At 67.7% G+C, this 25,245-nt stretch carries 20 protein-coding genes; 7 read left to right on the top strand and 13 right to left on the bottom strand.

What is annotated here, in order from left to right:
- Nucleotides 1-10 precede the first annotated feature (10 nt).
- Nucleotides 11-919, top strand: coding sequence for a DUF4097 family beta strand repeat-containing protein (locus ACVCMI_RS05425; protein WP_447097142.1), 909 nt, complete (start codon nucleotides 11-13; stop codon nucleotides 917-919).
- A gap of 84 nt (nucleotides 920-1,003) precedes the next feature.
- Here ACVCMI_RS05425 and ACVCMI_RS05420 read toward each other — a convergent pair whose 3' ends face one another.
- Entirely contained in the window at nucleotides 1,004-1,924 is a 921-nt protein-coding gene (locus ACVCMI_RS05420; RefSeq protein WP_447097143.1) for a hypothetical protein, read from the bottom strand.
- Between the two features lie 275 nt (nucleotides 1,925-2,199).
- Here ACVCMI_RS05420 and ACVCMI_RS05415 point away from each other — a divergent pair, with 275 nt between their 5' ends.
- On the top strand, nucleotides 2,200-5,100 hold the full coding sequence (locus tag ACVCMI_RS05415) for a bifunctional diguanylate cyclase/phosphodiesterase (RefSeq protein ID WP_447097144.1): 2,901 nt from the start codon (nucleotides 2,200-2,202) through the stop codon (nucleotides 5,098-5,100).
- Nucleotides 5,101-5,109: 9 nt separating this feature from the next.
- Here ACVCMI_RS05415 and hslO read toward each other — a convergent pair whose 3' ends face one another.
- Nucleotides 5,110-6,009, bottom strand: coding sequence for an Hsp33 family molecular chaperone HslO (hslO, locus tag ACVCMI_RS05410; protein WP_447097145.1), 900 nt, complete (start codon nucleotides 6,007-6,009; stop codon nucleotides 5,110-5,112).
- Nucleotides 6,010-6,092: 83 nt separating this feature from the next.
- On the opposite strand from hslO, the gene mtgA reads away from it, so the two are divergent.
- Together mtgA and ACVCMI_RS05400 are read left to right on the top strand one after the other, a co-directional pair.
- A complete protein-coding gene (gene mtgA / locus ACVCMI_RS05405; protein ID WP_447097146.1) occupies nucleotides 6,093-6,821 on the top strand; it encodes a monofunctional biosynthetic peptidoglycan transglycosylase in 729 nt (242 codons plus the stop codon).
- An 84-nt stretch (nucleotides 6,822-6,905) separates the two neighbouring features.
- Nucleotides 6,906-7,334 carry a CBS domain-containing protein gene (locus ACVCMI_RS05400; RefSeq protein ID WP_395116563.1) on the top strand — a complete coding sequence of 143 codons (429 nt, stop codon included), beginning with the start codon at nucleotides 6,906-6,908 and terminating at the stop codon, nucleotides 7,332-7,334.
- A gap of 55 nt (nucleotides 7,335-7,389) precedes the next feature.
- On the opposite strand, the gene ACVCMI_RS05395 is transcribed toward ACVCMI_RS05400, so the two are convergent.
- Nucleotides 7,390-8,652 carry an NTP/NDP exchange transporter gene (locus ACVCMI_RS05395; protein ID WP_447099593.1) on the bottom strand — a complete coding sequence of 421 codons (1,263 nt, stop codon included), beginning with the start codon at nucleotides 8,650-8,652 and terminating at the stop codon, nucleotides 7,390-7,392.
- A gap of 79 nt (nucleotides 8,653-8,731) precedes the next feature.
- On the opposite strand from ACVCMI_RS05395, the gene ACVCMI_RS05390 reads away from it, so the two are divergent.
- The gene (locus ACVCMI_RS05390; RefSeq protein WP_447097148.1) at nucleotides 8,732-10,354 is read left to right on the top strand and encodes a GMC family oxidoreductase; all 1,623 of its coding nucleotides are present in this window, start codon (nucleotides 8,732-8,734) and stop codon (nucleotides 10,352-10,354) included.
- A 109-nt stretch (nucleotides 10,355-10,463) separates the two neighbouring features.
- Here the strand turns inward: ACVCMI_RS05390 and ACVCMI_RS05385 are convergent, their stop codons facing one another.
- Nucleotides 10,464-12,341, bottom strand: coding sequence for a M48 family metallopeptidase (locus ACVCMI_RS05385; RefSeq protein WP_447097149.1), 1,878 nt, complete (start codon nucleotides 12,339-12,341; stop codon nucleotides 10,464-10,466).
- 50 nt (nucleotides 12,342-12,391) lie between these two features.
- Nucleotides 12,392-12,979, bottom strand: a complete 588-nt coding sequence (locus ACVCMI_RS05380) for a LemA family protein (protein ID WP_447097150.1) — start codon at nucleotides 12,977-12,979, stop codon at nucleotides 12,392-12,394.
- A 55-nt stretch (nucleotides 12,980-13,034) separates the two neighbouring features.
- Here ACVCMI_RS05380 and ACVCMI_RS05375 point away from each other — a divergent pair, with 55 nt between their 5' ends.
- Nucleotides 13,035-14,315: a serine hydrolase domain-containing protein gene (locus ACVCMI_RS05375; RefSeq protein ID WP_395116554.1), complete on the top strand. Its 1,281-nt coding sequence runs from the start codon at nucleotides 13,035-13,037 to the stop codon at nucleotides 14,313-14,315.
- A 276-nt stretch (nucleotides 14,316-14,591) separates the two neighbouring features.
- Here the strand turns inward: ACVCMI_RS05375 and ACVCMI_RS05370 are convergent, their stop codons facing one another.
- From ACVCMI_RS05370 to ACVCMI_RS05335, 8 genes are all read right to left on the bottom strand, one after another.
- Complete coding sequence (locus tag ACVCMI_RS05370) at nucleotides 14,592-15,611, bottom strand: energy transducer TonB (protein WP_447097151.1); 1,020 nt, start codon at nucleotides 15,609-15,611, stop codon at nucleotides 14,592-14,594.
- Between the two features lie 331 nt (nucleotides 15,612-15,942).
- Entirely contained in the window at nucleotides 15,943-16,494 is a 552-nt protein-coding gene (gene metJ / locus ACVCMI_RS05365) for a met regulon transcriptional regulator MetJ (RefSeq protein ID WP_395116550.1), read from the bottom strand.
- A gap of 183 nt (nucleotides 16,495-16,677) precedes the next feature.
- Entirely contained in the window at nucleotides 16,678-16,974 is a 297-nt protein-coding gene (locus ACVCMI_RS05360) for a hypothetical protein (protein WP_447110575.1), read from the bottom strand.
- A 129-nt stretch (nucleotides 16,975-17,103) separates the two neighbouring features.
- Nucleotides 17,104-17,499 carry a glycine cleavage system protein GcvH gene (gene gcvH, locus ACVCMI_RS05355; protein WP_395116546.1) on the bottom strand — a complete coding sequence of 132 codons (396 nt, stop codon included), beginning with the start codon at nucleotides 17,497-17,499 and terminating at the stop codon, nucleotides 17,104-17,106.
- A gap of 84 nt (nucleotides 17,500-17,583) precedes the next feature.
- Nucleotides 17,584-18,684 carry a glycine cleavage system aminomethyltransferase GcvT gene (gene gcvT / locus ACVCMI_RS05350; protein ID WP_447097153.1) on the bottom strand — a complete coding sequence of 367 codons (1,101 nt, stop codon included), beginning with the start codon at nucleotides 18,682-18,684 and terminating at the stop codon, nucleotides 17,584-17,586.
- Nucleotides 18,685-18,763: 79 nt separating this feature from the next.
- Entirely contained in the window at nucleotides 18,764-20,632 is a 1,869-nt protein-coding gene (gene cysN, locus ACVCMI_RS05345) for a sulfate adenylyltransferase subunit CysN (protein WP_447097154.1), read from the bottom strand.
- Nucleotides 20,632-21,543 (bottom strand): sulfate adenylyltransferase subunit CysD, encoded by a 912-nt coding sequence (cysD, locus tag ACVCMI_RS05340; RefSeq protein ID WP_447097155.1) that lies wholly within the window; start codon nucleotides 21,541-21,543, stop codon nucleotides 20,632-20,634. The genes cysN and cysD overlap by 1 nt, the downstream gene beginning before the upstream one ends.
- Before the next feature lie 247 nt (nucleotides 21,544-21,790).
- The gene (locus ACVCMI_RS05335) at nucleotides 21,791-23,191 is read right to left on the bottom strand and encodes an amidase (protein WP_447097156.1); all 1,401 of its coding nucleotides are present in this window, start codon (nucleotides 23,189-23,191) and stop codon (nucleotides 21,791-21,793) included.
- A gap of 336 nt (nucleotides 23,192-23,527) precedes the next feature.
- Here ACVCMI_RS05335 and ACVCMI_RS05330 point away from each other — a divergent pair, with 336 nt between their 5' ends.
- The gene (locus ACVCMI_RS05330; protein ID WP_447097157.1) at nucleotides 23,528-25,138 is read left to right on the top strand and encodes an electron transfer flavoprotein-ubiquinone oxidoreductase; all 1,611 of its coding nucleotides are present in this window, start codon (nucleotides 23,528-23,530) and stop codon (nucleotides 25,136-25,138) included.
- Nucleotides 25,139-25,245: the final 107 nt, after the last annotated feature.

The following is a 25,245-nucleotide window of genomic DNA, read 5'->3' as shown; positions in this document are numbered from 1 at the left end:
AGGAGAACCCATGAAAACCGCCCACTGCCTGCCCCTGCTGTTGTGCCTGTGCATCGGCGATGCACTGGCCGGCACGCCGATCCAACTGCAGCACGCCGCCAGCGCCAATACGCGGATCAGCATCAGCAATATCGCCGGCTCGGTGAATGTCACCGCCTGGGATCGCAACGAAGTCCAGGTCGGCGGCGAACTCGGCGACGGCGCCAAGCCGCTGCAGATCACCGGCGACAACGACCGGCTGTCGATCAAGGTCGAGCCGCGCGGCGGTTCGGGCTCGGGCTGGTTCAACTTCGGCGGCGACAGCCGCATGGCGCCCACCACGCTGGAACTGCACGTGCCGCGCGGCGCATCGCTGGACGTCAAGGTGATCAGCGCGCCGCTGGTGATCGACGGCCTTGCCGGCGGCGACATCAAGGTCAACACGATCAGCGGCAACGCCCGCATCCACGCGAACACGCCTGCGCTGGACGTCGACAGTGTCAGCGGCGGCATCGAGCTTTCCGGACAGGCCGACAAGGCCGCACTGCAAACCGTGAGCGGCGAGATCCTGGCCCCGGCCCTGGGCCGCACGGCCAAGCTGGAAACCATCTCCGGCCACATCCAGGCCGGCGGCGGGCCGTGGCAGACGATCACCCTGAGCACCGTCTCCGGCGACGTGCAGCTGTCCGGCAAGCTGGCCGCCGGCGGCAGCATCGACATCGACAGCATGAGCGGCGATGTGCAGTTGCGCCTGCCGGCCGACACCTCGGCCAAACTGCACGCCAGCAGTTTCAGCGGCGACCTGCGCAGCGACTTCGGCAAGCCGGTCGAAGCCGAGCGCGGCCCCGGCAGTTCGCTCGACACGAGCATCGGCGCCGGCGACGGCAAGATCCACCTCGAGACCTTCAGCGGCGACCTGCGCGTCAAGAAGCAGGAGTGAGCGGATAGGAGTGAGGAGTGAGATGAAGAGCTGCAGCTTGCGCGCATTTCTCTCGTTTCTCACTCCTCTCCGCTCACTCCTGCCTCAGAGATCCTGGTGATATTGCACGTAAGGCGTGCGCGACTGGTCCGGCTCCGGGCCGACCGGCGTGTTCGCCGGCGTGCCGGACGACCACAGGTTCTGCGCGCCGACGCTCAACGAGCCGCGCCACGGCAGGCGCCAGGTCACGCCCAGGTCGATGCTGTTCCAGCGCCGATCGCCGTACAGGCTACCGGGCACGCCGGCTTCGGGCTGCATGGTGCGACCGGTGAGCATGCCGCTCAACGGGCCGTGGTCGACGCCGAAACTCAGCGCCTTCTGGTCGAGCACGTTGACACCCAGCAGGTTGCCCGGCAGCAGATGCACACGGCCCACGCTGGCGCCGAGGTCGATGCCGGTCTGCTTGCCCAGGGCCAGCCGGCCCCGTGCATTGAGCTGGTTGCTGCTGTCGAAACTGTACAGGCCGCCCGGCGCCGCACCCGGCAACACGCGCGGCAGCGGCGCATTGCGGTGGGGCGTGCTGGTGGCGCCCACGCTCACGCCGACGCTGTAATCGCCGGCGTCGTAGGTGGCACCCACTTCGCTGCCGAACACCCGCGTGCCGTGGTTGAGCCACGAGCGCTGGCTGACCTGCGCATGCGCCTGCAACGGGCCGACGCCGTACTGCAGGCCGGCGGCTATCGCGTTGCCGGCATCGAGCGGCTGCAGCAACAGCGGCGAATACAGGGACGTGGCGGAGTCGTTCGTGGTGCCGCGATCGGCCTTGAGCATCAGCATGCGGCCATGGCTGTCACGCCACAACGGGACGTTCACGCCGGAACTGGCCGGGTCGGCATTCGTCAACTGCGCCCCGTTCTGCGGCTGCGCCAGCAACTGCGCGGCCTGCGCCGCATCGCCGCCCACGGATTGCCCGGCGGCCGCAAGCGGCAGCAGGAAAATCGACAGCATGGCAGGCAGGCGACGCATGGCTTTTGAACGAAACTCCAGGACTGATGGAACCATCATCCGAACACGGCTCGCGTTGATGATGTCGTGCGATCGGGATGGTAGCGCATTTTACGTTTTGCTAACAGCCCAAAACCCGCCCCAGCGCACAGTTGCATGGGTTGCTGTGTCAAGCTTTGACCCGTTCGACCGGGCCAGGTTCCCGCTATGATCCCGCTGGCAGGAGCGGCGGCCCACCCTGTATAAAGGCCTTTTGACGTCGACGCGTCAAATCGTTCCGGAATCGACCACCAGCCATGAGCGCCAGCCCGACGATCCGACCCTCCCAGCCGCCGCACGCGGCCCGGGATGTCGCGACCCTGAACGGCGCCGTGGAACGCCTGTTCGAGGCAGTCGACGCCACCGGGGTGATGGAAATCTGCGAGCTGATGCTGGACCAGCTCGGCATCCGCGGCCGCCTGCACTGGCGCGCCCGGGACGAGGATGGCGCCCCCGACGAGAAATGGCTGGACCTGGCCGAAGACCCGCAGGCCACGCGCACCTTGTCGATGACATGGGACGAGACCCCGCCGTCTCCCGCTGCGCGCGACTCGCTGCTATGGCTGGGCCGCCTGGCGGACATCCGCCTGCGCCAGCTGGCCGAGACCAGCCGCCTGTACGAGGCGATCTCCCGCCTGGCGCTGGCCGAACGCCTGCAGCGCGCGCTGTACGCGATCGCCGACCAGGCCAGCGCCGAGCACGACATGCCGCAGATGATGCGCTCGCTGCACGCGATCGTCAGCAGCCTGATGTACGCGGAAAACTTCTACATCGTGCTGTACGACCCGGCCACCGACCAGATCCGCTTCACCTACTGCGTGGACATCGTCGACACCGACCTTCCCGTGCTCAACCAGCCGATGCCGCTGCAGGAGATGGAATACAGCCTGACCTGGAACCTGCTGCGCCAAGGGCGTCCGATGATGGGTTCGCTCGACGACCTGGTACAGCAGATCGGCGATCGTTTCCGCCTGTTCGGCGCGCGCTGCGAGGACTGGCTGGGCGTGCCCATGCTGCGCGACGGGCACGTGGCGGGCGGCATCGTGGTGCAGAGCTACCGCTCGGACACGCATTACTCGCGGCACGACATGGAGCTGCTCAACTACGTGGCGCAACACGTGCAGACCGCACTGGAACGGCGCGAGGCGCACCTGGAGCTGGGCCGCCGCGTCACCGACCGCACCGCGGCACTGCGCGAGGCCAATCGCGTGCTGCGCCAGCAGGTGCTGCAGCGCCAGCGCGGCGAGCGCCTGCAGGCGGCACTGTTTCGCATCGCCGAACTGGCCAGCACCTCGGAAAGCCTGGACAAGTTCTACGCCGCCGTGCACCAGGTCATCAGCGGCCTGCTGTACGCGCGCAACTTCTACATCGCGCTGCTGGACGAGGAGACCGACCAGCTGACGTTCCCCTATTCGGTCGACGAGGTCGATCGCGTGCGCCCGGCGCGCGTGCACGGCCGCGGCGCCACCGAGTACGTATTGCGCACCGCCCGCCCGCTGCTGGCCACCCCCGAGCTGATCGACAAGCTGCACGCCGCAGGCGAGATCGCCCACTTCGGCGCGCCATCGGTGTGCTGGCTGGGCGTGCCGCTGATCTGGGGCGGCAAGGCCAAGGGCGTGCTTACCCTGCAGAGCTATTCGCCGGCGCACAACTACAGCGAGCGCGACCAGGAGCTGCTGACCTTCGTCAGCTACCACGTGGCCAACGCGCTGCAGCGCAAGCAGGCGGCCCATTCGCTCAAGCAGGCCAACGCCGGGCTCGAGCGCCGCGTCACCGAGCGCACCCGCGCGCTGGCGCTGGCCAACCGCGACCTGCGCGAACAGATCGCCGAACGCGAGCGGGTCGAGCGCCGGCTGAAGTACGAGACCCTGCACGACTCGCTTACCGGCCTGCCCAATCGCACCTTGCTGCTGCAGCGGCTGGAACAGGCGATGCAGCGCTACGCGGCCAACCGTGACGAGCGGTTCGCGGTGCTGTTCATCGACCTGGACCGCTTCAAGGTCATCAACGACTCGGTCGGCCATCTGATCGGCGACGACCTGCTGTTCCAGGTCGGCGGCCGCATCCGCGCCTGCCTGAAGACCCGCGACGTGGTCGCGCGGCTGGGCGGGGACGAGTTTGCCGTGCTGCTGGAGGGCATTACCGAGACCGACAAGGCCTCGCTGATCGCCGAACGCATCATCCACGAGCTGCAGACGCCGTTCCGGCTGGGCACCAAGGAGATCTTCACCTCCGCCTCGATCGGCATCGCGCTTGCCGCCCCGCACTATCGCCAGCCGGAGGAACTGCTGCGCGACGCCGACGCGGCGATGTACAACGCCAAGGACGGTGGCCGCCATCGCGCGGCGATGTTCGACGACCGCCTGCGCCGCGAGGCACTGTCCCTGCTGGACATGGAGAGCGACCTGCGCCACGCGCTGGGCCGCAACGAGTTCGAGCCGTACTACCAGCCGATCGTCGAGCTCTCCGACGGCCGCATCGTCGGCTACGAGGCGCTGCTGCGCTGGCACCATCCGCAGCGCGGCCTGCTGCCGCCGCACGACTTCCTGCTGATCGCCGAGGAATGCGGCTGCGCCGAGGCGATCGACTGGCAGATCTTCGAGCAGGTGTGCATCCAGGCGGTGCGCCTGATCGGCACCGAGGGTTTCATCAGCATCAACGTGTCCGGGCGGCACTTCCGTTCGGTCGACCTCGACCAGCGCCTGCTCGCGCTGTTCGACCAGTACGCCGTGCCCAGCCATTGCATCCGCATCGAAGTCACCGAGCATGCGCTGCTGGAAAACCCCACCCAGGTGAAGCGCATCCTGAAAAACCTGCGCAACCACGGCGTGGGCATCGCGCTGGACGATTTCGGCACCGGCTATTCCTCGCTGAGCTATCTCCACCAGTACCCGTTCGAGAGCCTGAAGATCGACCGCTCCTTCATCGTCGAGCTGCCGCCGGACGACAGCGACACCCAGGGCCTGGCCCTGGTGCGCGCCATCCAGGTGCTGGCCGATTCGCTGCACATGAAGGTGATCGCCGAGGGCATCGAGCAGGAGTCGCAGCGCCAGGCGCTGCTGCGGGTCGGCTGCCGCTACGGCCAGGGTTTCCTGTTCGCCTCGCCGCAGCCGGCCAGCACCTGGCTGGCCGCCAACAGCCCGCTGCTGCCGGCCTGAGCGGAGTCCTTACTGCGCCGTGCCCGGCGCGCCGGGGGCGGCGCTGTCGCTCAGCAGGTGCTCGGCGTCGATGCGGTCGAACGCATAGCGCTGCGCGCAGAACTCGCAGACCACCTCGATCTCGCCGTCACGCGCGGCCAGCGCGGCTTCCACTTCGTCGCGCCCGAGCGAACGCAGCATGGCGCTGACCCGTTCGCGGCTGCAGCTGCAACCGAACGCCAGCGCGCGCCTTTCGAGCAGGCGCGCGGACTCCTCGTGGTACAGGCGAAACAGCAGCGGCTCGGCCGGGGTGGCCAGCAGCTCGTCGACGCCCAGCGTCGCGGTCAGCTGCAGCACGCGGTTCCAGGCGTCCTCGTCGATGTCCGCGGCGTGGCCGCCCTCGTCGGGCATCTTCTGCAGCATCAGGCCGACCGCCTGCGTCGCATCGCAGGCCAGCAGGAATCGCGCGGGCAACTGTTCGGACTGCCGGAAGTAGTTCTCCAGCGACGCGGCCAGGCCGGCGTCGCGCAGTTCGACCAGGCCCTGGTAACGCTGGCCGCGCTCGACGTTGCCCATGGTGATCGCCATGATCGCCTCGGCCAGGTCGTTCAGCGCCAGCGGCTGGGGCAGCGGCTCGCGCCAGCGTGCCAGCCCGCGCAGGCGTCCGGCGTCGTCGCACTCGGCGAACAGCAGGCGCAGTGCGGACGCGCTCTTCAATTCGATCGACAACGCGCCATCGAGCTTGATGTTGCCGGTGAGCAGCGCGCTGGCCACCAGCGTCTCGCCCAGCAGCGCCCGCAACGTCGTCGGATAGTCGGCACGGCCCGCCACCTCGCGCCATGACGCGCCCAGGCGCACCAGCGCGCCGCGCACACCGGCACGCGGCAGCAGGAAGCGGTACATCACGTCGTCGTCGGACGGCACGGGCATGATCGGTTCTCGCGGAGGCAGGCAGGGAAACGGCACAGATGGGGTCGGCACGGCACCGGTACAACGCCTCGTATACTGCAGCCATGTCTTCACCGTCACGCCGACTCCGATGGCGCAAGCTGCTTCGCTGGCTGGGCATCCTCGCCATGGCGTGGCTGGGATCGACCTGGCTGGCGGTGCTGATCCTGCGCTTCGTGCCGCCGCTGACCTCGGCGGTGATGGTCGAGCGCCAAGTCGGCGCATGGCTGCACGGGGACATGAGTTTCCGCCTGCGCCAGCACTGGGTGCCGTGGAAGCGGGTCTCGCCCTGGGTGCCGCTGGCGATGGTGGCCGGCGAGGACCAGAAGTTTCCCTACCACCACGGTTTCGATTTCGACTCCATCAACAAGGCGATCGACGCGGCCGACGACGGCAAGCGCCTGCGCGGCGCCAGCACGATCAGCCAGCAGACCGCCAAGAACCTGTTCCTGTGGAACGGCCGCAGCTTCGTGCGCAAGGGACTGGAGGCGTACTTCACCGTGCTGATCGAGCTGACCTGGCCGAAGCGGCGCATCCTCGAGGTGTACATGAACATCGCCGAGCTGGGCAACGGCATCTACGGCGTGGGCGCGGCCAGCGAGGCTTACTACCATACCTCGCCCGCGCGCCTGGGGCCGGCGCAGGCCGCACGCCTGGCGGCGGTGCTGCCCAGCCCGCGCCGGCTGCATGTCGACCGCCCGAGCGCGTACGTGCAGCGCCGCACCGCATGGATCGAGCAGCAGATGCAGCAACTGGGCGGGCCGGACTACCTCGACGCGCCGCCGCCGAAATAGCGCCAGGGCCCGTCACTACACGCCAACGCCGCCGCGCGATAGACTCGACCCGGACAACCGAAGGCCACCGCCAGGAGACCCGAGATGAGTCAAGTCAGGCACCTGCTGCAAACCAAGGGCAGCACCATCTTCAGCGTGGCACCCGATGCCCCGGTGCTGGAGGCGATCAAGCAGATGGCCGAACACCGCATCGGCGCGTTGCTGGTGCTGGCCAACGGCGAACTGGTCGGCGTGGTCTCCGAACGCGATTACGCGCGCAAGGTGATCCTGCAGGGCAAGTCCTCCTCGCAGACCGCCGTGTCGGACATCATGTCCGGCACGCCGATCACGGTCGGCCCGGACACCGACGTGTTCGACTGCATGCGCCTGTGCACCGACCGTCGCATCCGCCACCTGCCGGTGGTCGAGGACGGCAAGCTGGTCGGCGTGATCTCGATCGGCGATCTGGTCAAGGCGGTGATCGACGCGCAGGCCGAGCAGATCGAACACCTGGAACGCTACATCACGGGCTGAGAGCCGGGATCCGGCCCTTCGACAAGCTCAGGGGCTGCGGATTTTCGGGAAAGCATCAAGCCGGTGCTTTCTCCGCATTGTCCGAGGAGGCATGTTCGTCCGGCGCCAGATCCGGCGACCAACCGGCGCGCCTGGCCACCACCGCAGCCAGCGTGGCCACACCGACACCGGCCAGAGCCAGCCCGCCGACGCCCCAACCCAGCATGCGCAGGCCGCTCACCGCGCTGGTGACCACGACGTCGCCGAAACGCCACACCGCCGTCTCGACGAAATTCTTGCCCTTGTAGCGCGTCTCGCGCGGCACGCGCGTATACAGCGCGTCCACCGCGGGCTTGGTCATGCCATAGGCGAAACCGCGCGTGATCACCTGCATCACTCCCAGGACGGGCACGCCATAACCGAACACGGCCAGCTCGCCGCCGCCGATCAGCGCCACCGCGCCCAGAAGCGCCACGTTTACCAGAGCGGGCAGCAGCAGACCCCAGCCCGCGCCATGGCGAATCAACAGCCAGCGGGTCAAGCTCAATTGCATGACCGCACCGAACAAGTTCGTGGCCAGATCGAGGTTGCTGTAGAACGCCGTGCGCGCCACCGCGTCGACGAAATGCGCCTTGGCGTAGTCGGCCATCAGCGCATAGACCAGCGTGCCGATGCCATCGCCGAACAACATCAGCAAGGCCATGTAACGCAGGAACGGACGCGACCACAACTCCCTGAGCCCGGCCCACAACGAACCGCCGATCGCTGCCTCACCGGCGCGGCCCAACCGCTGATCGTGTTGCGCGGAAAGCCGCAGCAAAAATGCCAGCGAGAGAGCCAGCGCGCACGCAGAGACCACCAGCAACGGTGCTACCCCGATCAGCCGTACCAGCAGCTTGGTCACCAGCGGACCGAAGACCGCGCCAGCCATGCCACCCAAGGCGATCAGCGAAAACACCCGCCGTGCCTGACTGCTGGAGAAGATGTCGGCCATGAAGCTCCAGAACAGCGACACGACAAACAGGTTGAACACGCTGGCCCAGACGAAGAACACCACGCCCAGCTCGCGCGCGCCGATGCGATCCTGCGCCATGAACGCCGGCACGAACGCGAGCAGGCACAAGATGAAAAAGCTGTAGCTCCAGCCCAGCAATTGCCTGCGCGGGAAGCGCGCCACCAGCATGCCGAACACCGGCGTCAGCAGCAGCATCACCACGAACACCGCGCCGTAGAACAGCGGCAGCGACTGCGAGCCGACCGCACCGCCCAGCTGGCCCATGACTGGCCGGATGATGTAGTACGACGTCATCACGAAGAAGAACGCCAGCGCGGACAGCAGCGGCGCGGCGGCTTGTTCCACAACGGCTTGGCGGGGCAAACTCACGGGCACATCCAGCGTGGGGCGCGGCAAGCCTAGCATGCGATCGCGCATCGCCAGGCAGGCGCAGGGGGAAGACTTGGACCATTACGACTTCATCATCGCCGGCGCCGGTTCGGCCGGTTGCGTACTGGCCAACCGGCTCAGCGCCGACCCGGGCAAGCGCGTGCTGCTGCTGGAAGCCGGGCCGACGGACTGGCACCCGCTGATCCACATGCCGGCAGGCATCGCGCGGCTGGCCAACAACCGCGCCTTGAACTGGAACTACCGCACCGAACCGGAGCCCGCGCTCAACCAGCGCCGCTTGTGGTGGCCGCGCGGCAAGACCCTCGGCGGTTCCAGTTCGATCAATGCGATGTGCTACATCCGCGGCGTGGCAGCCGACTACGACGGCTGGGCCGAAGCCAGCGGCGATCCGCGCTGGTCGTGGCGCGAGGTGCTGCCGTGGTTCCTGCGCAGCGAGGACAACAGCCGCGGCGCCAGCGAGTTGCACGGAACCGGCGGCCCGCTGGGGGTGTCCGATCTGCGCCATCGCAACGAGTTGTCCATCGCGCTGATCGATGCGGCGGGCAGCGCCGGCTATCCGCGCAACGACGACTTCAACGGCGAGCAGTTGGCCGGCTTCGGCCTGTACCAGGTGACCCAGCGCAACGGCGCGCGCTGCTCGAGTGCCGCGGCGTTCCTGAAACCGGTGCGCCAGCGGACGAACCTGCATGTGCGTACCGGCGTGCTGGTCGAGCGCGTGCTGCTGGACCATGGACGCGCGGTCGGCGTGCAACTGCGCCAGGGCCGGCACGAAGCGGAGCGGATCGAAGCTGGCGAGGTGATCCTGGCCGCCGGTGCGATCAATTCGCCGCAGCTGCTGATGCTGTCAGGCGTCGGCCCCGCCGATCACCTGCGCGAGCACGGCATCGCGGTGCACGCCGACCTGCCCGGCGTCGGCGCCAACCTGCAGGATCACCTGGATATCTGCACGCTGGACGGCAACCCCGGCAAGCTCAGCTACGACCATCTCAACGAACTGTCCGCCGGCTGGCGCTGGCTGCGCCACCGCGACGGACCGGGCAGCTCCAACGTGGCCGAGGCCGGCGGCTTCGTGCGCAGCCGCTTCGCCGTCGACGCGCGCTGCGACCTGCAGTTCCATTTCGTGCCGGCGTTGCTCGACGACCATGGCCGCCACCGCCTGCCCGGCTACGGCTACACGTTGCATGCATGCCATCTGCACCCGCGCAGCCGCGGCCGACTGCGCCTGCACTCGGCCGATCCCGCACAACCGATCGCGATCCACGCCAACTACCTCGGCGACGCGGAAGGCCACGATCTGAAAATGATGATCGAGGCAGCACGGCTGTCGCGCGAGATCCTCGACCAGCCGGCGTTCGCCGCGCACCGCGGCGCGCCGGTGTTCCCCGAGCGACGCATCCACACCGACGAGGAATACGCCGACTTCATCCGGCGCAAGGCCGAAACCATCTACCACCCGGTCGGTACCTGCCGCATGGGCAAGGACGATCGCGCCGTGGTCGACAGCGAGCTGCGCGTGCGCGGCGTGGATGGGTTGCGCGTGGTCGACGCCTCGGTGATGCCCACCCTGCCGACCGGCAACACCAACGCACCCACCATCATGATCGCCGAGCGCGCCAGCGCGTTGATCCTCCGCTGAGCACTGCAGGAGCGCGCTTGTGCGCGATGCTTTCCGTCACGTGACGAAGGGCATCGCGCGCAAGCGCGCTCCTGCAAAGGCAACGGGCATCGCGCGCGTCGGCGCGTCCCTACAACGGCAGCGGGCAATGCAGGCTGGCGCAGATCACCCGCAGCAGTTCCGCCTCCTCCACGCTGATCTGGCCGTCGGCATGGACCGCGCGCAGCAAGGCCTGGATCACCAGTTCCTTGGCCATCGGGCTCAGGCCGTCCAGATCGTCCAGCGCGCGCTCGAACGACGCCTGCCAGGCCGCCGGTGGCGGCACCCACTCGATCGCCTCGCCGGGAAACGCCTGCTGCATCGCGAACAGCCACGCGCGCCTTGCGCCGGCCTCGTCCGAGCAGCCGGCTGCGGCGACAACGGTGCACACCAGGATCACGCTGTCACGCGCGGCCGGCAGTTTCTTCACGCCATCGACCGGCGCGCTGCGCGGCGCGCGTGCCTCGCTCAGCTGAATGCGCAGCAGCCGCGCCAGGCAGTACTCGTTGATGTCGACACGGCCATCCACCTTGACCAGATCGTCGAGCGTGCGCACCAGGGTCTGCTGGCGCCCGTCGGGCAGTTGCCTGAGCGCGGGAAACGCCAGCGAAACCAGCGGCAGGCGGGCGATCGGCGCCAGTGCGGCCACGGCGGAAGCCTGCGCCTGCACGGCGCGCTGTACGTCATCGCCGAACGCATCGGCGACGATCCGGCGCTGCGCGGGCTGCAACTCGGCCGCTGGTGACAGCGCCAGCGCCAGCATCACCGCGAGCGCGGATTCCGGCTGCTGCACGGCATCGTTCAAACTCGCCGGCATCGCCTGCTGCACGGCCGCGGCACGCTGGAAGGCCGGAGCAGCCGCCGCCACGCCGCCGGCCAGCACGCCGGTCAGCACCGGCGGCAACGACAACCCCGGCACGCCCGAGGCGGCGGTCGGTGCGCTCGCCGGCGGCGACGCCGCTTCGCGCTGCATCCCCGCCGCCATGCGCGCCAGGTCGGCCTCCTTGAAGCCTGGTTCCAGCGCGCGGATGCGCTCGAGCAGCGGCGGATGGGTGGCGAACAGCGCGTTGAAACTGCCGGCCTCGCCGAACAGCATGTGCGCCACCTCCTGCTTGTTGGCTGCCTGCAGTTGCGAACCCTCGCTGAGGATCGCGATCTTTTTCAGCGCGCCGGCGATGCCGTCGGCCTGGCGGGTGAACTGCACGGCCGATGCGTCGGCCAGCGACTCGCGCGAGCGCGCCACCGCGGCCTGGATCAGCCGCCCGAAGAAATAACCGATGTAGCCGACCACGATCAGCGCCAGGCCGATCATCCACACCTGTCCGCCACCGCGACGATTGCTGCGGCCACCGCCGAACCAGATCACCCGGCGCCCCACGACCGCCAATACCAGGATGCCGAACAGCAAGCCCATCAGGCGGATGTTCAGCCGCATGTCGCCATTGAGCACGTGGCTGAACTCGTGCGCGATCACGCCCTGCAGTTCGTCACGCGTGAGGTTGTCCAGGCAACCCTGCGTCACGCACACCGCCGCATCGGAGGCGGAGTAGCCTGCAGCGAAGGCGTTGATGCCCGGCTCGTCGGCCATCAGGTAGATGTCCGGCACCGGCACGCCGGCGGCGATGGCCACTTCCTCTATCACGTTGCGCAGCCGGCGCAGCGCGGGATCAGACGTGTCCGGCGGCACCACCGTCGCGCCCATGCTTTCGGCCACGCTCTTGCCGCCACCCGACAGGCTCATGATGCGGAACAGCGAACTGAGCCCGATGCCGGCCAGCACGATCACGCTGCTGCCCAGCAGCAGGTTCAGGTTGGACGCGGGCGGCTCACCGGGCGCCGGATGCTGACCAAGCGCAAACCAGACCACCGCGTCGATCGCCACCACGATGGCGATCACCGCCAGCACGAACAGGATCACCAGCCGCCGGCTGCTGCCGCGCACGCGCGCCTGTTGGGCGAAGAAATCCATGGAGGCTCCGACGGACGGTCAGCGGCGTCGCGGCCGCGATGCCGCGACGATCAGCTGAACGACACCTTCGGCACTTCGCGCACGGCGGGGTCTTCGATCTTCAGCGGCTCGGCGGCGGCAAACCCGAAGCTGTTGGCCACGAACGACGCAGGGAACACCTCGCGCTTGTTGTTGTAGGTCAGCACCGAATCGTTGTACGCCTGTCGCGCGAACGCCACGCGGTTCTCCGTCGAGGTGAGTTCCTCGGAGAGTTGCATCATGGTCTGGTTGGCCTTCAGGTCCGGATAGGCCTCCTGCAAGGCGAACAGATGGCCCAGGGTCTGGGTCAGCGCGTTCTCGCTGCTGGCCAGTTGCTGCATCGCCGCCGGATCGCCGGGATTGGCCTTGGCGCCGGCCAGGCCGTTGACCGCCGCATTGCGAGCTTGCACCACCGCCTCGAGCGTGCCGCGCTCGTGCGCGAGATAGCCCTTGGCGGTCTCGACCAGGTTCGGGATCAGGTCGTGCCGGCGGGTCAACTGCACGTCGATCTGCGCGAAGGCGTTCTTGTAGCTGTTGCGCGAGGTAACCAGTCCGTTGTAGATCGCCACGAAGTACAAGACAATCAGGACGACGACAACCAGAAAAATGATCAGGCCCATCGACAAGTTCTCCACCCAGAGGCGTATCCCCACGCCGGAACACCGCCAGAATACCATGCCGTTTCGCAAGATCTTCCTCGTGATCGCCGGCGGCCTCGGCCTGTCCTGCGCGCTCTTCTGCCGCCCGCTCACCGCCATGCCCGCCACCGCGCCGGCGCCATCGGCGGGCACGACGACGCTGCCGCCGGCACGCATCCGGAAAACCCTGGACGACTACAAGCGGTGGCTAAATCTGCTGGGCCAGCGCGACGCCGTCGCCGGCCTGGTCACCGCCGTGGTGGTCGACGACAAAGTGGTGTTCGAAGGCACCGTCGGCTACGCCGATGCCGCCACGCGCGAACCGGTGACGCCGACCACGGTGTTCCGACTGGCCTCGCTGTCCAAGGCCTTCGCCACCGCGATCACCGGCCTGCTGGTGGACGACGGCAAGCTCGATTGGGACACCCGCCTGATCGACGTGCTGCCCTACTTCAAGCTCAAGAACATGCAGGAGGCTGACCAGGCCACGGTCAGCGACATTCTCGGGCAGAAGATCGGCCTGCCGCGCAACACCTTCGACAACATGCTCGAGGGTGACATTCCCTACCAGGAACTGGTGCGCAAGCTGGACGAGGTGGACATGACCTGCGGCGTCGGCCAATGCTACGGCTACCAGAACGTGGCCTTCAGCATGATCGGCGACGTGGTGCTCGCGCGCACCGGCGACTTCTTTTACCACCTGGTCGACAAACGCCTGTTCTACCCGTTGGGCATGACCACGGCCACCTACGGTCGCGCCGGACTGGAGTCGAGCAAGAGCTGGGCGCGTCCACACCATGCGTCGCGCCACGGCTGGGTACCGTTCGAACCGAACGAAACCTACTACCGCGTGGCGCCGGCGGCCGGCGTCAACGCCAGCCTGCGCGACATGGAGAAATGGCTGATCGCGCAGATGGGCGGGCGACCGGACGTGCTGCCTGGCTCGCTGCTCGACGTGCTGCACGCACCCGGCGTCAGCACGCCCAGCGAACTGCACTCCTCCCCGTGGCGCCGCGCGCGGCTGACCGACGCGCACTACGCGCTCGGCTGGCGCGTCTACCGCTACGGCGGCGAAACCCTGATCTATCACGCCGGTGCAGTGGCCGGTTATCGCACCATGATCGGCTTCTTCCCGAAGTACAACGTCGGCGTGGTCACCCTGTGGAACTCCACCGGCCCGACGCCCAGCGGCCTGATGCCGATGGTGTTCGACGATCTGCTCGGCCTGCCGCACGTGGACTGGGCGCAGATCGAGAGCCCGCCGAAGAAAGCCACGCCGCGCAGGAAGGTTCGCAAGGCGACGCACCGGCGGCACTGAATCACGTCAGGCAGGCAGCGCATCGCGTCGAGCGCGCCCGACCGCGCAGGGCAACTCACGTCCTGAAGCTTGTGTCCCTCTCATGCTCGCCGGGGAGAATCCGGATGGGGTCGCTCCGACCAGGCCAGGAACTACGACCAGGCCAGCAACAAGGACAAGAGCTTTGCCCTCACACGGGGAACTTCCCTCGGTCGCCAGGCTCCCCCTGCAAGCAGGGGGAGGAGCTGTGCTCGCGCGTGTGACGCCCGGCTTCGAGGCTGAAAGGCTTGCCGCCTCTCAGAGCTTGAATTCGATCCGCTGCGTACGCTGGCTGGCCACCGGCACGCCATTTCTCATCGCCGGCGTGAACTGGTAGCGCGCCACGGCTTCCATGGCCGCCCGGTCGAAGATGCGCCGCGGTTCGGAGTCGACCACCTTGATGTCGCTGGTGGTGCCATCCGCATCGATCTGGAACGCCACCACGACCCAACCTTGCTGCCGCGCACGCACGGCCGAAGGTGGATAGTGCGGGGCGATGGCCTTCACCAGCACTGCTTCGGAGGTCTGGCCCGTGGGCGCCGCTGCGGCCGTCTCCGCCGAGGCGTTGTTGCTCGACGGCGCCGTGCCTGGCGCCGGCTTGGCCTGTGTCGTCTGCGCTGCCTGTTGCTGGGCCGCCTGGGCTGCCTGCTGCTGCGCGAGCTGCTCGGCGGCGGCCTTGTCGGCGGCGGCCTTCTGCGCCGCCAGCGCGGCAGCCTTCTGCTGATCCAGCGCCTGCTGCTGTTGCTGATCCAGCGTCTTGCGCTGGGCGTCGAGCTTGGAGCGCAGGATGGTCAGCGTGAAGTTGGTCGGATCGGCCTTGGAGAGCAGATCGATCTCGCGCTGCGCTTCGCCGAAGTCGCGCGAGTTGATCGCCTGCTCGGCCTGGTTGGCCGCGAACGGGAAGGTCTCGCGCAGCGCATCGGAGGCCACCTTGTTGCCCGGGTCCTTCTCCAGCACACGCAGGTAGAACTCGAATGCGTTGTTGCCGGCCGGCGCCAGATAACGCTGCTGGCCCATGGCCGAACGCGCTTCATCCACCAGCTGGTTGATGTCCATCCCCGCCACGTTGACCGGCGGCGGCGTCGCCCGCGTCACTGCGGTGACCGGCGTCGACGGATGCCCGCCCGAATCGGCCAGCATCAGTTCCTGATGCGGCTTGAGGATGAGAAACCACGCGCCGATGGCCAGCAGCACAAAGACGGCAATGATCGCGATGTAGGTCGGCCGGACGGCCCCACGCGCGCGCCGGCGCGTCTGAAGTGAATATCGGGTATCCATGGTCTCTCACTGAGTGTCGACAGATACCCGCGCTTTTTCCCCCTGTAGGAGCGGCGATCCCCCGGATACGCCGCGGCGCGGATGTGCAGAAGGTAACTCCAATGGCGCAGCACGGCAATGCCGCGTCCCCGGGCGGGCGCGCGTCGGCGCGGCGAAGATGGCAGGGGCGGCGACACGGTCACCCGCCTCATTGCGTACCCCGGAAATGAAGCGTCCCGGCCAGGCCGGGACGAACTTTCTCGAAGTGCTCCCCCCGCGCTGGGCACCGCGGGGGGAGAAGTCGATGGCATATCTTGTTGTGGGTGTCGCCTTGTTGCGTGTTGCGTGTGGCTTACTTCTTGGTCTTGGCCTTCGGCTTTGCGGTCTTGGTGGCCTTGACCACCTTCGCCGCCGCAGCCTTCTTCGGTGCAGCTTTCTTCGCCGGCTTCTTGGCGACCTTCTTCACCGCGACCTTCTTCACCGCGGCTTTCTTGGCAGCCGCCGGCTTGCGGACGGCCTTCTTCGCGGCAGCCTTCTTGGCGGCCGGCTTCTTGGCCGCCGGCTTCTTGGCCGCCGGCTTCTTGGCGGCAACCTTCTTGGCGGCCGGTTTCTTGGCAGCGGCCTTCTTGGCAGCCGGTTTCTTTGCAGCGGATTTCTTGGCAGTGGCCATGGTTCGTCTCAGCTCCTCATCAGTTGGCAGTGGTTGCCCAGTAAAAGCATGCAGGAACGCTTCAACCAGCAAGTCGCTGTTCGTCGCGTGCCGAAGATTGTTCACCTGTCGGTGGGTGCGCAAATCAGAAAGCCGTCGCAGGACATGCAGCGGAATCGAGACAGTGATCTTGCGAACTGCATTGGCTTTTTCACCGTGCTCGACATAGGGCTTGATGAATTTCGTTGTCGCCATAAAACGCATTCCCCGTGATCTGCTGCGAAAGCTATCCCCGAAGATTTCAACTGTCAATTGATTTTCGCCACGCGTCGGCGGCATCCCGAACGGCCATGGCCGCGGCAGGCCGCAGCCGGCAAGGCCGCGCCGACAGGGACCATATTCAACGTCGGACGTCTAGACGTCCATTCATTCAATCGCTCATTTCAAGAAACACGCTTCAAACCGCGTGAAACAGGCGATATTTGCAAATCGCGGCGTTATCTGCCGAATGCACTGCGCCGACGAACGCAGTGCCGCCAAGGCACTCGATTGCCACCCGACCCGGCCGTCTCCGGCAAATGAACGGAACACGACCGAGGGGAGCCCGGCGGTGGCGCCGATGACCGCGATCGCGGCGATCGCCGCGCCGAAGCGCGACGGGCGAAGACGAAACGCATCGACCGATGCTCGCGACGGGCGACGCGAAGGCGAGCTCATCCGCTCGCCCGAAAACACGATCCGACAGTTCGATGCATCGCCCGAAAGAGCACTCCATCGACATCACCGAACGCCGAGGCGAGCTCCAGAAATGCAACCGGCCGCACATGGCGGCCGGAGCATTCGACGCGGTTCGAAGCGGACGGGTCAGTGATCGTCGTTCTCGATCAGTTCCTGGTAATCGTTGGCATCGAGCAACTCGTCCAGTTCGGCACGATCGCTGGGACGCACGAGGAAGATCCAGCCGTCGCCGAAGGCGTCCTCGTTGATCGTCTCGGGCTTGTCGTTGAGCAGCTCGTTGACTTCGACGATCTCGCCCGACACCGGCGAATAGATGTCCGAAGCGGCCTTGACCGATTCCACCACGGCGGTGCCGGTGCCGGCCTTCACCGCGGCGCCGATCTCCGGCAGCTCCACGTAGACCAGGTCGCCCAACTGGCCCTGGGCATGGTCGGAAATGCCCACCCGGACCAGGCCGTCATCTTCCACGCGGGCCCATTCGTGGGATTTGAGGAACTTCAGATCGCCGGGAATCTCGCTCATGGTCGGGTCCAGTGGTTGGGTGGAAATGCGGTTACGGGTGGGGATTCTAGCGGCATTCGCCGTAAGGGAAAGGGCAACGCGCGATCAGATGCCGTCGCAGGGCTTGCCGTCGCGCACGAAGGGATATTTCACCTGGCGCACCGCCACCTCGCGGCCGCGGATGTCCACGTGCAGCGCGCCGCTGTCGCCGGCCGGCACGCGTGCGAAGGCAATCGCCTTGTCCAGGGTGGGGGCGAAGCTGCCGGAGAGGATCTCGCCCTCGCCGTTCGCCGCCAGCACCTTCTGGCCGTGGCGCAGCACGCCCTTCTCGTCGAGCACCACGCCGATCATCACGCGCGGCACGCCGGCGGCCTGCTGCTGCTCCAGTGCGGTGCGGCCGATGAAGTCGCGGCCCTCGTCCAGCGACACCGTCCAGCCCAGGTTGGCCTCCCACGGCGTCACGTCCTCGTCCATGTCCTGGCCGTACAGGTTCATGCCCGCTTCCAGGCGCAGGGTGTCGCGCGCGCCCAGCCCGGCCGGCTTCACGCCGGCGGCGAGCAACGCTTCCCACAGCGCCACTGCATGCTCTGCCGGCAGCATGATCTCGAACCCGTCCTCGCCGGTGTAGCCGGTGCGCGCCACGAACAACGGCATGCCGCCGGGGCCCTGCGCCGCGGCCGCGGCGAACTTGCCCAGCTTCTCGATGCGCGGGCGGTCGACCTCATGCAGCAGGCCGAGCACCTTCGCGCGCGCCTGCGGCCCCTGCACGGCGATCATCGCGAAGTCGGGGCGCTCCTTCACCTGCACGTCGAACGCCTTTGCCTGGCGCTCGATCCAGGCCAGGTCCTTGGCGCGGGTGGCGGCATTGACGACCAGCCGGAAGAACTCCTCGCCGAGGTAGTACACGATCAGGTCGTCGATCACCCCGCCGCGCTCGTTGAGCATGCACGAGTACAACGCCTTGCCGTGCACCTTCAGCTTGCCGACGTTGTTCGCCAGCAGGTGGCGCAGGAATTCGCGCGTGCGGGCGCCGTGCAGGTCGACCACGGTCATGTGCGAGACGTCGAACATGCCGGCGTCGCGGCGCACGGCGTGATGCTCCTCGATCTGCGAGCCGTAGTTGATCGGCATGTCCCAGCCGCCGAAATCGACCATCCGCGCGCCGAGCGCGCGATGGGTGGCGTTGAGTACGGTCTTCTCGGTCATCGCGGCGGCGCCCTGCTGATTGGGGAATGGGCCATTATCGCCGTCGGCACAGGGCAATCCAAGCCGTGCGGCAAAACGCTCAGTCGCCGGCGCCGCTGCGGTCGATGCCCGCCAGCAGTTCCGCGGTGAGCTGCTCGGCTAGTTGTTCGGCGCGCTGGCCGCCGCTGAGCAGGTGCACATCCGGCGACAGCGGGGGCTCGTACGGTGCGTCGACACCGGTGAAGTTGCGGATCTCGCCAGCGCGCGCCTTGCGGTAGAGACCTTTCGGGTCGCGCCGCTCGCACTCCTCCAGCGGCGCGTCGACGAACACCTCGACGAACTCCCCGCTGCCGAACAGCTCGCGCGCCGAGCGCCGCTCGCTGCGGTACGGCGAGATCGCGCTGACCAGCACGATCAGCCCGGCATCCACCATCAGGTGGGCGACCTCGGCGATGCGCCGGATGTTCTCGACACGGTCGGCGGGGGTGAAGCCCAGGTCCTTGTTGATGCCGTGGCGCACGTTGTCGCCGTCCAGCAGGTAGGTGTGGTAACCCAGCGCGTGCAGCTTGCGCTCGACCAGGTTGGCGATGGTGGACTTGCCGGCGCCGGACAGGCCGGTGAACCAAAGACACAGGGGGTGCTGCCCCTTGCTGGCGGCGCGCACGCGCTTGTCGATGTCCACGTGCTGCCAGTGCACGTTGCTGGAGCGGCCCAGCGCGAAGTCGAGCATGCCGCAGGCCACGGTGGCGTTGCTCTGGCGATCGATCAGGATGAAGCCGCCGAGATCGCGATTGGTCGCATACGACTCGAACGCGACCGCGTCGTCCAGGCCCACGGTGCAGTAACCGACCTCGTTGAGTTCGAGATGACGTGCCGCCAGCTGCGCCTGGCTGTTCACGTCGACCTTGTGCTTGATCGACATGATCCGCGCGTTGACCGTGCGCGTGCCGATCTTCAGCCGGTAGGTGCGGTTGGGCAGCAGGTTGCCGTCGCCCATCCACAAGAGGTGGCAGGTGAACTGGTCGGCCACCGGCGCCGGGCGCAGCGCGTCGGCGATCACGTCGCCGCGGCTGGCGTCGAGTTCGCGATCCAGGCACAGCGTCACCGCCTGGCCTTCGTCGGCACGCTCCAGGTCGCCGTCGAAGGTCACGATGCGCTCGATGCGCGCGCGCTGCACGCCCGGCTGCACCACGATCTCGTCGCCGCGCGCCACGCTGCCGCCGCAGATGGTACCGGCGTAGCCGCGGAACGACTGGTCCGGGCGGTTCACCCATTGCACCGGCATGCGGAAGTCGGCGGCGCGGAAGCGCGCGACTTCTGCGGTCTCCAGCCGCTCCAGCAGGCTGCCGCCGTCGTACCAGGGCATGCGCGGCGAGCGGCTGCCGACGTTGTCGCCATTCAGCGCGGACACCGGCAGGCAATGCACGTGTTCGATGCCCAGGCTGCGGGCCAGCTCGCGATACTCGGCGGCGATCGCCTCGTGCACGTCCTGGCGGTAATCGACCAGATCCATCTTGTTGACCGCCAGCAGCACGTGGCGGATGCCGAGCAGGCCGCATATATAAGTGTGCCGGCGCGTCTGCGTCAGCACGCCCTTGCGCGCGTCGACCAGCACCACCGCCAGCTCCGCGTTGGAGGCGCCGGTGGCCATGTTGCGGGTGTACTGCTCGTGGCCCGGGCAGTCGGCCACGATGAAGCTGCGCCGCGCGGTGTGGAAATAGCGGTAGGCCACGTCGATGGTGATGCCCTGCTCGCGCTCGGCGTCCAGGCCATCGGTGAGCAGGGCGAAATCGAGCACGCCCTCGTCGGCATCGGCATGCAGCCGGCGGCTTTCACGCGCCAGCGCCGCCAGCTGGTCGTCCGGCAGCATGCCGGCGTCATACAGCAGGCGACCGAGCAGGGTGCTCTTGCCGTCGTCCACGCTGCCGCAGGTGATGAAGCGCAGCAGTCCCTTCTCCGGTGCGGTCATCAGAAGTAACCCTCCTGCTTCTTGTGCTCCATCGACGCGGAGGGATCGTGGTCGATCACCCGGCCCTGCCGCTCGGAGGTGCGCGAGGCGGCCATCTCGTCGATGATCTTCTGCAAGGTGTCGGCGGACGACTCCACCGCGCCGGTCAGCGGGTAGCAGCCCAGCGTGCGAAAGCGCACCTCGCGCATTCGCACGCTCTCGCCCTCGCGCAGGGTGAAGCGGTCGTCGTCGACCATGATCAGCGCGCCGTCGCGCTCCACCACCGGGCGGGGTTTGGCGAAGTACAGCGGCACCAGCGGGATGCTTTCGCGCTGGATGTACAGCCACACGTCCATCTCGGTCCAGTTGGACAGCGGAAACACGCGCACGCTCTCGCCCTGGCGCACGAAGGTGTTGTAGTTGCGCCACAGCTCCGGCCGCTGGTTCTTCGGGTCCCAGCGATGCTGCGCGTTGCGGAAGGAGAACACGCGCTCCTTCGCCCGCGACTTCTCCTCGTCGCGGCGCGCGCCGCCGATGGCGGCGTCGAAACCGTGCTGGTCCAGCGCCTGCTTCAGCGACTGGGTCTTCATCACGTCGGTATGCACGGCCGCGCCGTGGGTGAGCGGCGAGATGCCCTGGCGCACGCCATCCTGGTTGATGTGCACCAGCACCTCCACGTCACCCGCCGCAGCCACCTGCTCGCGGAACGCGATCATCTCGCGGAACTTCCAGGTGGTGTCGACGTGCAGCAGCGGCATCGGCGGCTTCGCCGGATGGAACGCCTTGCGCAACAGGTGCAGCAGCACCGAGGAATCCTTGCCGATCGAATACAGCATCACCGGATGACGGAACGCCGCCTGCACTTCGCGGAAGATGTGGATGCTTTCGGCCTCGAGATCGTCGAGATGGGAACGCGGTGCAGTAGCCGTCATGGGGTAGCGAACTCGGCAGCAGGCAGGGCTGAAACGACGTCGCCCGCCGGGCGAACGACATCCTGGAAACTCGCAGTATAGATCGCGCGAACGCCGGTCCCCTGACGAACGGCCAAAGGAGTTCGCATATCGACATGGCGTGCCGGCCATACCCCTGAGGTACAGCGCCCCTGCATTAGTTGTAGGGCGGGCACTGCCCGCCGGCCACGGACGGCAAATGGCGGGCAGTGCCCGCCCTACCCGCGCGTCACTCCAGCACCGGGTAGGCCGGCTCGGCATCCAGCGTTGCGGCGCAGGCGGCGGCCAGCTCCAGCAGGCGCAGGTCGGAGCCGCGCGGGCCGACCAATTGGAGGCCCACCGGCAGGCCATCGGAGAGCTTGCCCATCGGCAGGCTCACCGCCGGACAACCGGCGAGGCTGGCGAAGCTGGTGAGGTCGGCGGCTGAATCCGGAGGCGGGCCATCCAGCGGAAACGCGCCTTGCGGCGTGGTCGGCAGCACCAGCACGTCGACCTGGGCGAACAGCCGGCGCATCTTCAACGTGGCCGCGTCCAGCACGCGGTCGGCCGTGGCGTAATCCGCGGCGCTCTTGCCGGCGGCGTAGCCGAGCATGCGCCGGAAGCGGTCGGACACGGGATGCTTCGCGTCAGGCGAAAGATCCTCGGCGAACGTGCCGAGCATTTCCGCCTCCATCAGCAGCAAGCCGGCGCGGCGGGTGCGGGCGAAGTTCCAGTCGTCGAAGTCGACCGTGCGGCGGTCGCTCAGCGCGTGCGGCAACCGGGCCAGCGCGGACTCGAACAGCTCGACCACCTCCGGCTGCACGCCGACCGCCGCCAGATCCGGCAGCAGGCCCGCGCGCAGGTGGCCCGGGTCCCAGTCCGGCAACGCGAACGCCACGCGGCGGCGACGCGAGCGCGCATCGTCGGCGTCGTAACCGGCGAGCACCTGCAGCAGTACGGTGAGGTCCTCGACGCTGCGCGCCAGCAGGCCCACCGAATCGAGCCGACGCGCAGCCGGCACCAAGCCGCGGGCGGAGATCTCGCCGTGCGTGGGCTTCAGCCCGTAGATACCGCAGTAACTCGCCGGGATGCGGATGGAGCCGAGGCTGTCCGAACCCACCGCCGCCACCGCCAGGCCCGCGGCCACCGCCGCGGCAGCGCCGCCGGAAGAGCCGCCCGCACTGTAGCCATGGCGATGCGGGTTGTGCGTGGCGCCGAAATGCGGGTTGTCGGTGGCCGCGCCCAGCGCGCCCTCGTCCATGTTGGTCTTGCCGATCACCACCGCGCCGGACGCGCGCAACCGTGCCACCACGTGGGCATCGTTCGCCGCCGGCTTGCGCCGCCCGGGCAGGCCGGCGCGAGTCGGCCAGCCGGCCATGTCGAGGTTGTCCTTCAGCGCCAGCGGGATGCCGTCGAGCCGGCCGATCACGCCGTCGCGGCGACGCCGATCGGCCATGTGCGCCTGTTCCTGCATCAGCCCGGGGCGCTGGTCGACGTAGCAGTTGAGCCGGGGATCGAGCCGCTCGATGGCCTGCTGGTAGACATCGGCCAGGGCTTCCGGCCGTACCCTGCCCGTGGCGAGCCAGTGCAGCAGTTGGCACAGCGATGCGCGGCGCAGGTCGATATCGGCGATCGGCGGCATCGAATTCATGAACTCTCCTAGGAGCGTGGGTGGTAGAAACTTCCGAGACGAAAAAGTGGATGCGCAAGGACGGATTTTCGACGGTTCGCGGGCCCATGGTGGTTCCATGGGTCAAGAACCGGCGGAAATACGGACCACGCAGCCGCTTTTGCAGCCCGGAAGATTTCTGCCACCCACGCTCCTTGGCAATACGGTTGCGATTATCACCGCCCGACCCGCGACGATTGCAAGCGGTGGCGCAGCACGCGTTGCTCTGCATGGCCCGAACCCGGACAATGCGGCAGGGTATCGTGCGTCGATGACGCATCTAAGACGCCACCCTTTCCCGCACTGCAGGAGTTCGCCATGAGCGAGCGCGAAACCATGGAATACGACGTCGTCGTGGTCGGCGCCGGCCCTGCCGGCCTGGCATTCGCGATCCGCCTGAAGCAGCTGAAGCCGGACACGAGCGTGTGCGTGATCGAGAAGTCATCGACCATCGGCGCGCAGATCCTCTCCGGCGCGGTGATCGAGCCGCAGCCGCTGGATGCCCTGCTGCCCGGCTGGCGCGACCGGCCACCACCCATTTGCGTGCCGGCCGGCAAGGACGAGTTCTGGCTGCTGTCGAAAACCGGCGGCACCCGGCTGCCGGTGCCGCCCGGCATGCGCAACCACGGCAACTTCATCGTCTCGCTGGGCGCGCTGTGCGCGTGGCTGGCCCCGCAGGCCGAGGCGCTGGGCGTGGACGTGTTCCCCGGCTTCGCCGCCGCCGACAACATCTACAACGACGACGGTTCTGTCGCCGGCGTGCGCATCGGCGACATGGGCGTGGCGAAGGACGGCACGCACAAGCCCGGCTACACCGAGGGCATCGACATCAAGGCCAAGCTCACCGTGCTGGCCGAAGGCGCCCGCGGCAGCCTTACCAAGCAGCTGGTCAAGCGCTTCGGGCTCGATGCCGGCAGCGATCCGCAGGGCTATTCGATCGGCATCAAGGAGCTGTGGCAGCTACCCGCCGGGCGCGTCACGCCCGGCAAGATCGTGCACAGCATCGGCTGGCCCGCCGACACGCATACCTATGGCGGCAGCTTCCTCTACCACCTGGACAAGGACCGCATCGCGCTGGGCTACATCAGCGGCCTCGACTACAGCGACCCGAAGTACCAGCCGTGGGAAGCGTTCCAGCAATGGAAGAACCACCCGAGCGTGAAATCGCTGCTGGAAGGCGGCACCATCCTCTCGGCCGGTGCGCGCGCCATCGTCACCGGCGGCTGGCAGTCGCTGCCGAAGTGCGAGATGCCGGGCGCCATCCTGATCGGCGACACCGCCGGCCTGCTCAACGTGCCGAAGATCAAGGGTACCCACCAGGCGCTGAAGAGCGGCATGCTGGCCGCCGAACACCTCGCCGCCAGCGGTCTCGACGCCACCGGCTTCGACGCGAAACTGCGCGACTCCGAGGTGATGGCCGAGCTGAAGAAAGTGCGCAACGTCAAGCCCGGCTTCAAGAAGGGCCTGTGGTTCGGCCTGCTCAACGCCGCCTGGGAAACCGTCACCGCCGGCCTGTCGCCGTGGACGCTGAAGAACAAGGCCGACTGGTCCAGCCTGCACAAGCTGGGCGAATGCGAAGAGCCCAAGCGCGACTACGTGCAGCGCACACTGCCGCCGCGCGACCGCCTCGCCAGCGTCTACTTCGCGGCCACCGAACACGACGAAGATCAGCCGATCCATCTGCACGTGGCCGACACCGACATCTGCGCCACGCGCTGCGTAGAGGAATACGACAACCCCTGCACCCGCTTCTGTCCCGCCAACGTCTACGAGATGGTGGCCGACGAAACCCAGCCGCACGGCAAGCGCCTGCAGATCAACTCCGCCAACTGCGTGCACTGCAAGACCTGCGACATCAAGGACCCGTACGAGATCATCACCTGGGTCACGCCGGAGGGCGGCTCGGGGCCGAATTACCAGAACCTGTAGGCGCGGACCCGGGGGTAATCCGGTCGCACCCGATCAGAAGAGCCGGCGGGCAGTGCCCGCCCTACGGCGATCACGATATAAGGCCGCGCGACAATCGTAGGGCGGGC

The sequence above is a fragment of the Rhodanobacter sp. UC4448_H15 genome (assembly GCF_052978265.1).
The sequence above is the reverse complement of the archived record's forward strand: the minus strand, read 5'-3'. Positions and strand labels throughout refer to the sequence as shown.

Coding starts and splice junctions, on each gene's coding strand:
- gcvH (WP_395116546.1), bottom strand. CDS start 17,499: ATGAGCGAGATTCCCGGCGATCTGAAGTTCCTCAAATCCCACGAATGG.
- ACVCMI_RS05400 (WP_395116563.1), top strand. CDS start 6,906: ATGAGTCAAGTCAGGCACCTGCTGCAAACCAAGGGCAGCACCATCTTC.
- ACVCMI_RS05390 (WP_447097148.1), top strand. CDS start 8,732: ATGCGATCGCGCATCGCCAGGCAGGCGCAGGGGGAAGACTTGGACCAT.
- ACVCMI_RS05330 (WP_447097157.1), top strand. CDS start 23,528: ATGAGCGAGCGCGAAACCATGGAATACGACGTCGTCGTGGTCGGCGCC.
- ACVCMI_RS05335 (WP_447097156.1), bottom strand. CDS start 23,191: ATGAATTCGATGCCGCCGATCGCCGATATCGACCTGCGCCGCGCATCG.
- ACVCMI_RS05425 (WP_447097142.1), top strand. CDS start 11: ATGAAAACCGCCCACTGCCTGCCCCTGCTGTTGTGCCTGTGCATCGGC.
- mtgA (WP_447097146.1), top strand. CDS start 6,093: ATGTCTTCACCGTCACGCCGACTCCGATGGCGCAAGCTGCTTCGCTGG.
- ACVCMI_RS05370 (WP_447097151.1), bottom strand. CDS start 15,611: ATGGATACCCGATATTCACTTCAGACGCGCCGGCGCGCGCGTGGGGCC.
- ACVCMI_RS05375 (WP_395116554.1), top strand. CDS start 13,035: ATGCCGTTTCGCAAGATCTTCCTCGTGATCGCCGGCGGCCTCGGCCTG.
- gcvT (WP_447097153.1), bottom strand. CDS start 18,684: ATGACCGAGAAGACCGTACTCAACGCCACCCATCGCGCGCTCGGCGCG.
- hslO (WP_447097145.1), bottom strand. CDS start 6,009: ATGCCCGTGCCGTCCGACGACGACGTGATGTACCGCTTCCTGCTGCCG.
- ACVCMI_RS05380 (WP_447097150.1), bottom strand. CDS start 12,979: ATGGGCCTGATCATTTTTCTGGTTGTCGTCGTCCTGATTGTCTTGTAC.
- ACVCMI_RS05415 (WP_447097144.1), top strand. CDS start 2,200: ATGAGCGCCAGCCCGACGATCCGACCCTCCCAGCCGCCGCACGCGGCC.
- cysD (WP_447097155.1), bottom strand. CDS start 21,543: ATGACGGCTACTGCACCGCGTTCCCATCTCGACGATCTCGAGGCCGAA.
- ACVCMI_RS05420 (WP_447097143.1), bottom strand. CDS start 1,924: ATGCGTCGCCTGCCTGCCATGCTGTCGATTTTCCTGCTGCCGCTTGCG.
- metJ (WP_395116550.1), bottom strand. CDS start 16,494: ATGGCGACAACGAAATTCATCAAGCCCTATGTCGAGCACGGTGAAAAA.
- cysN (WP_447097154.1), bottom strand. CDS start 20,632: ATGACCGCACCGGAGAAGGGACTGCTGCGCTTCATCACCTGCGGCAGC.
- ACVCMI_RS05385 (WP_447097149.1), bottom strand. CDS start 12,341: ATGGATTTCTTCGCCCAACAGGCGCGCGTGCGCGGCAGCAGCCGGCGG.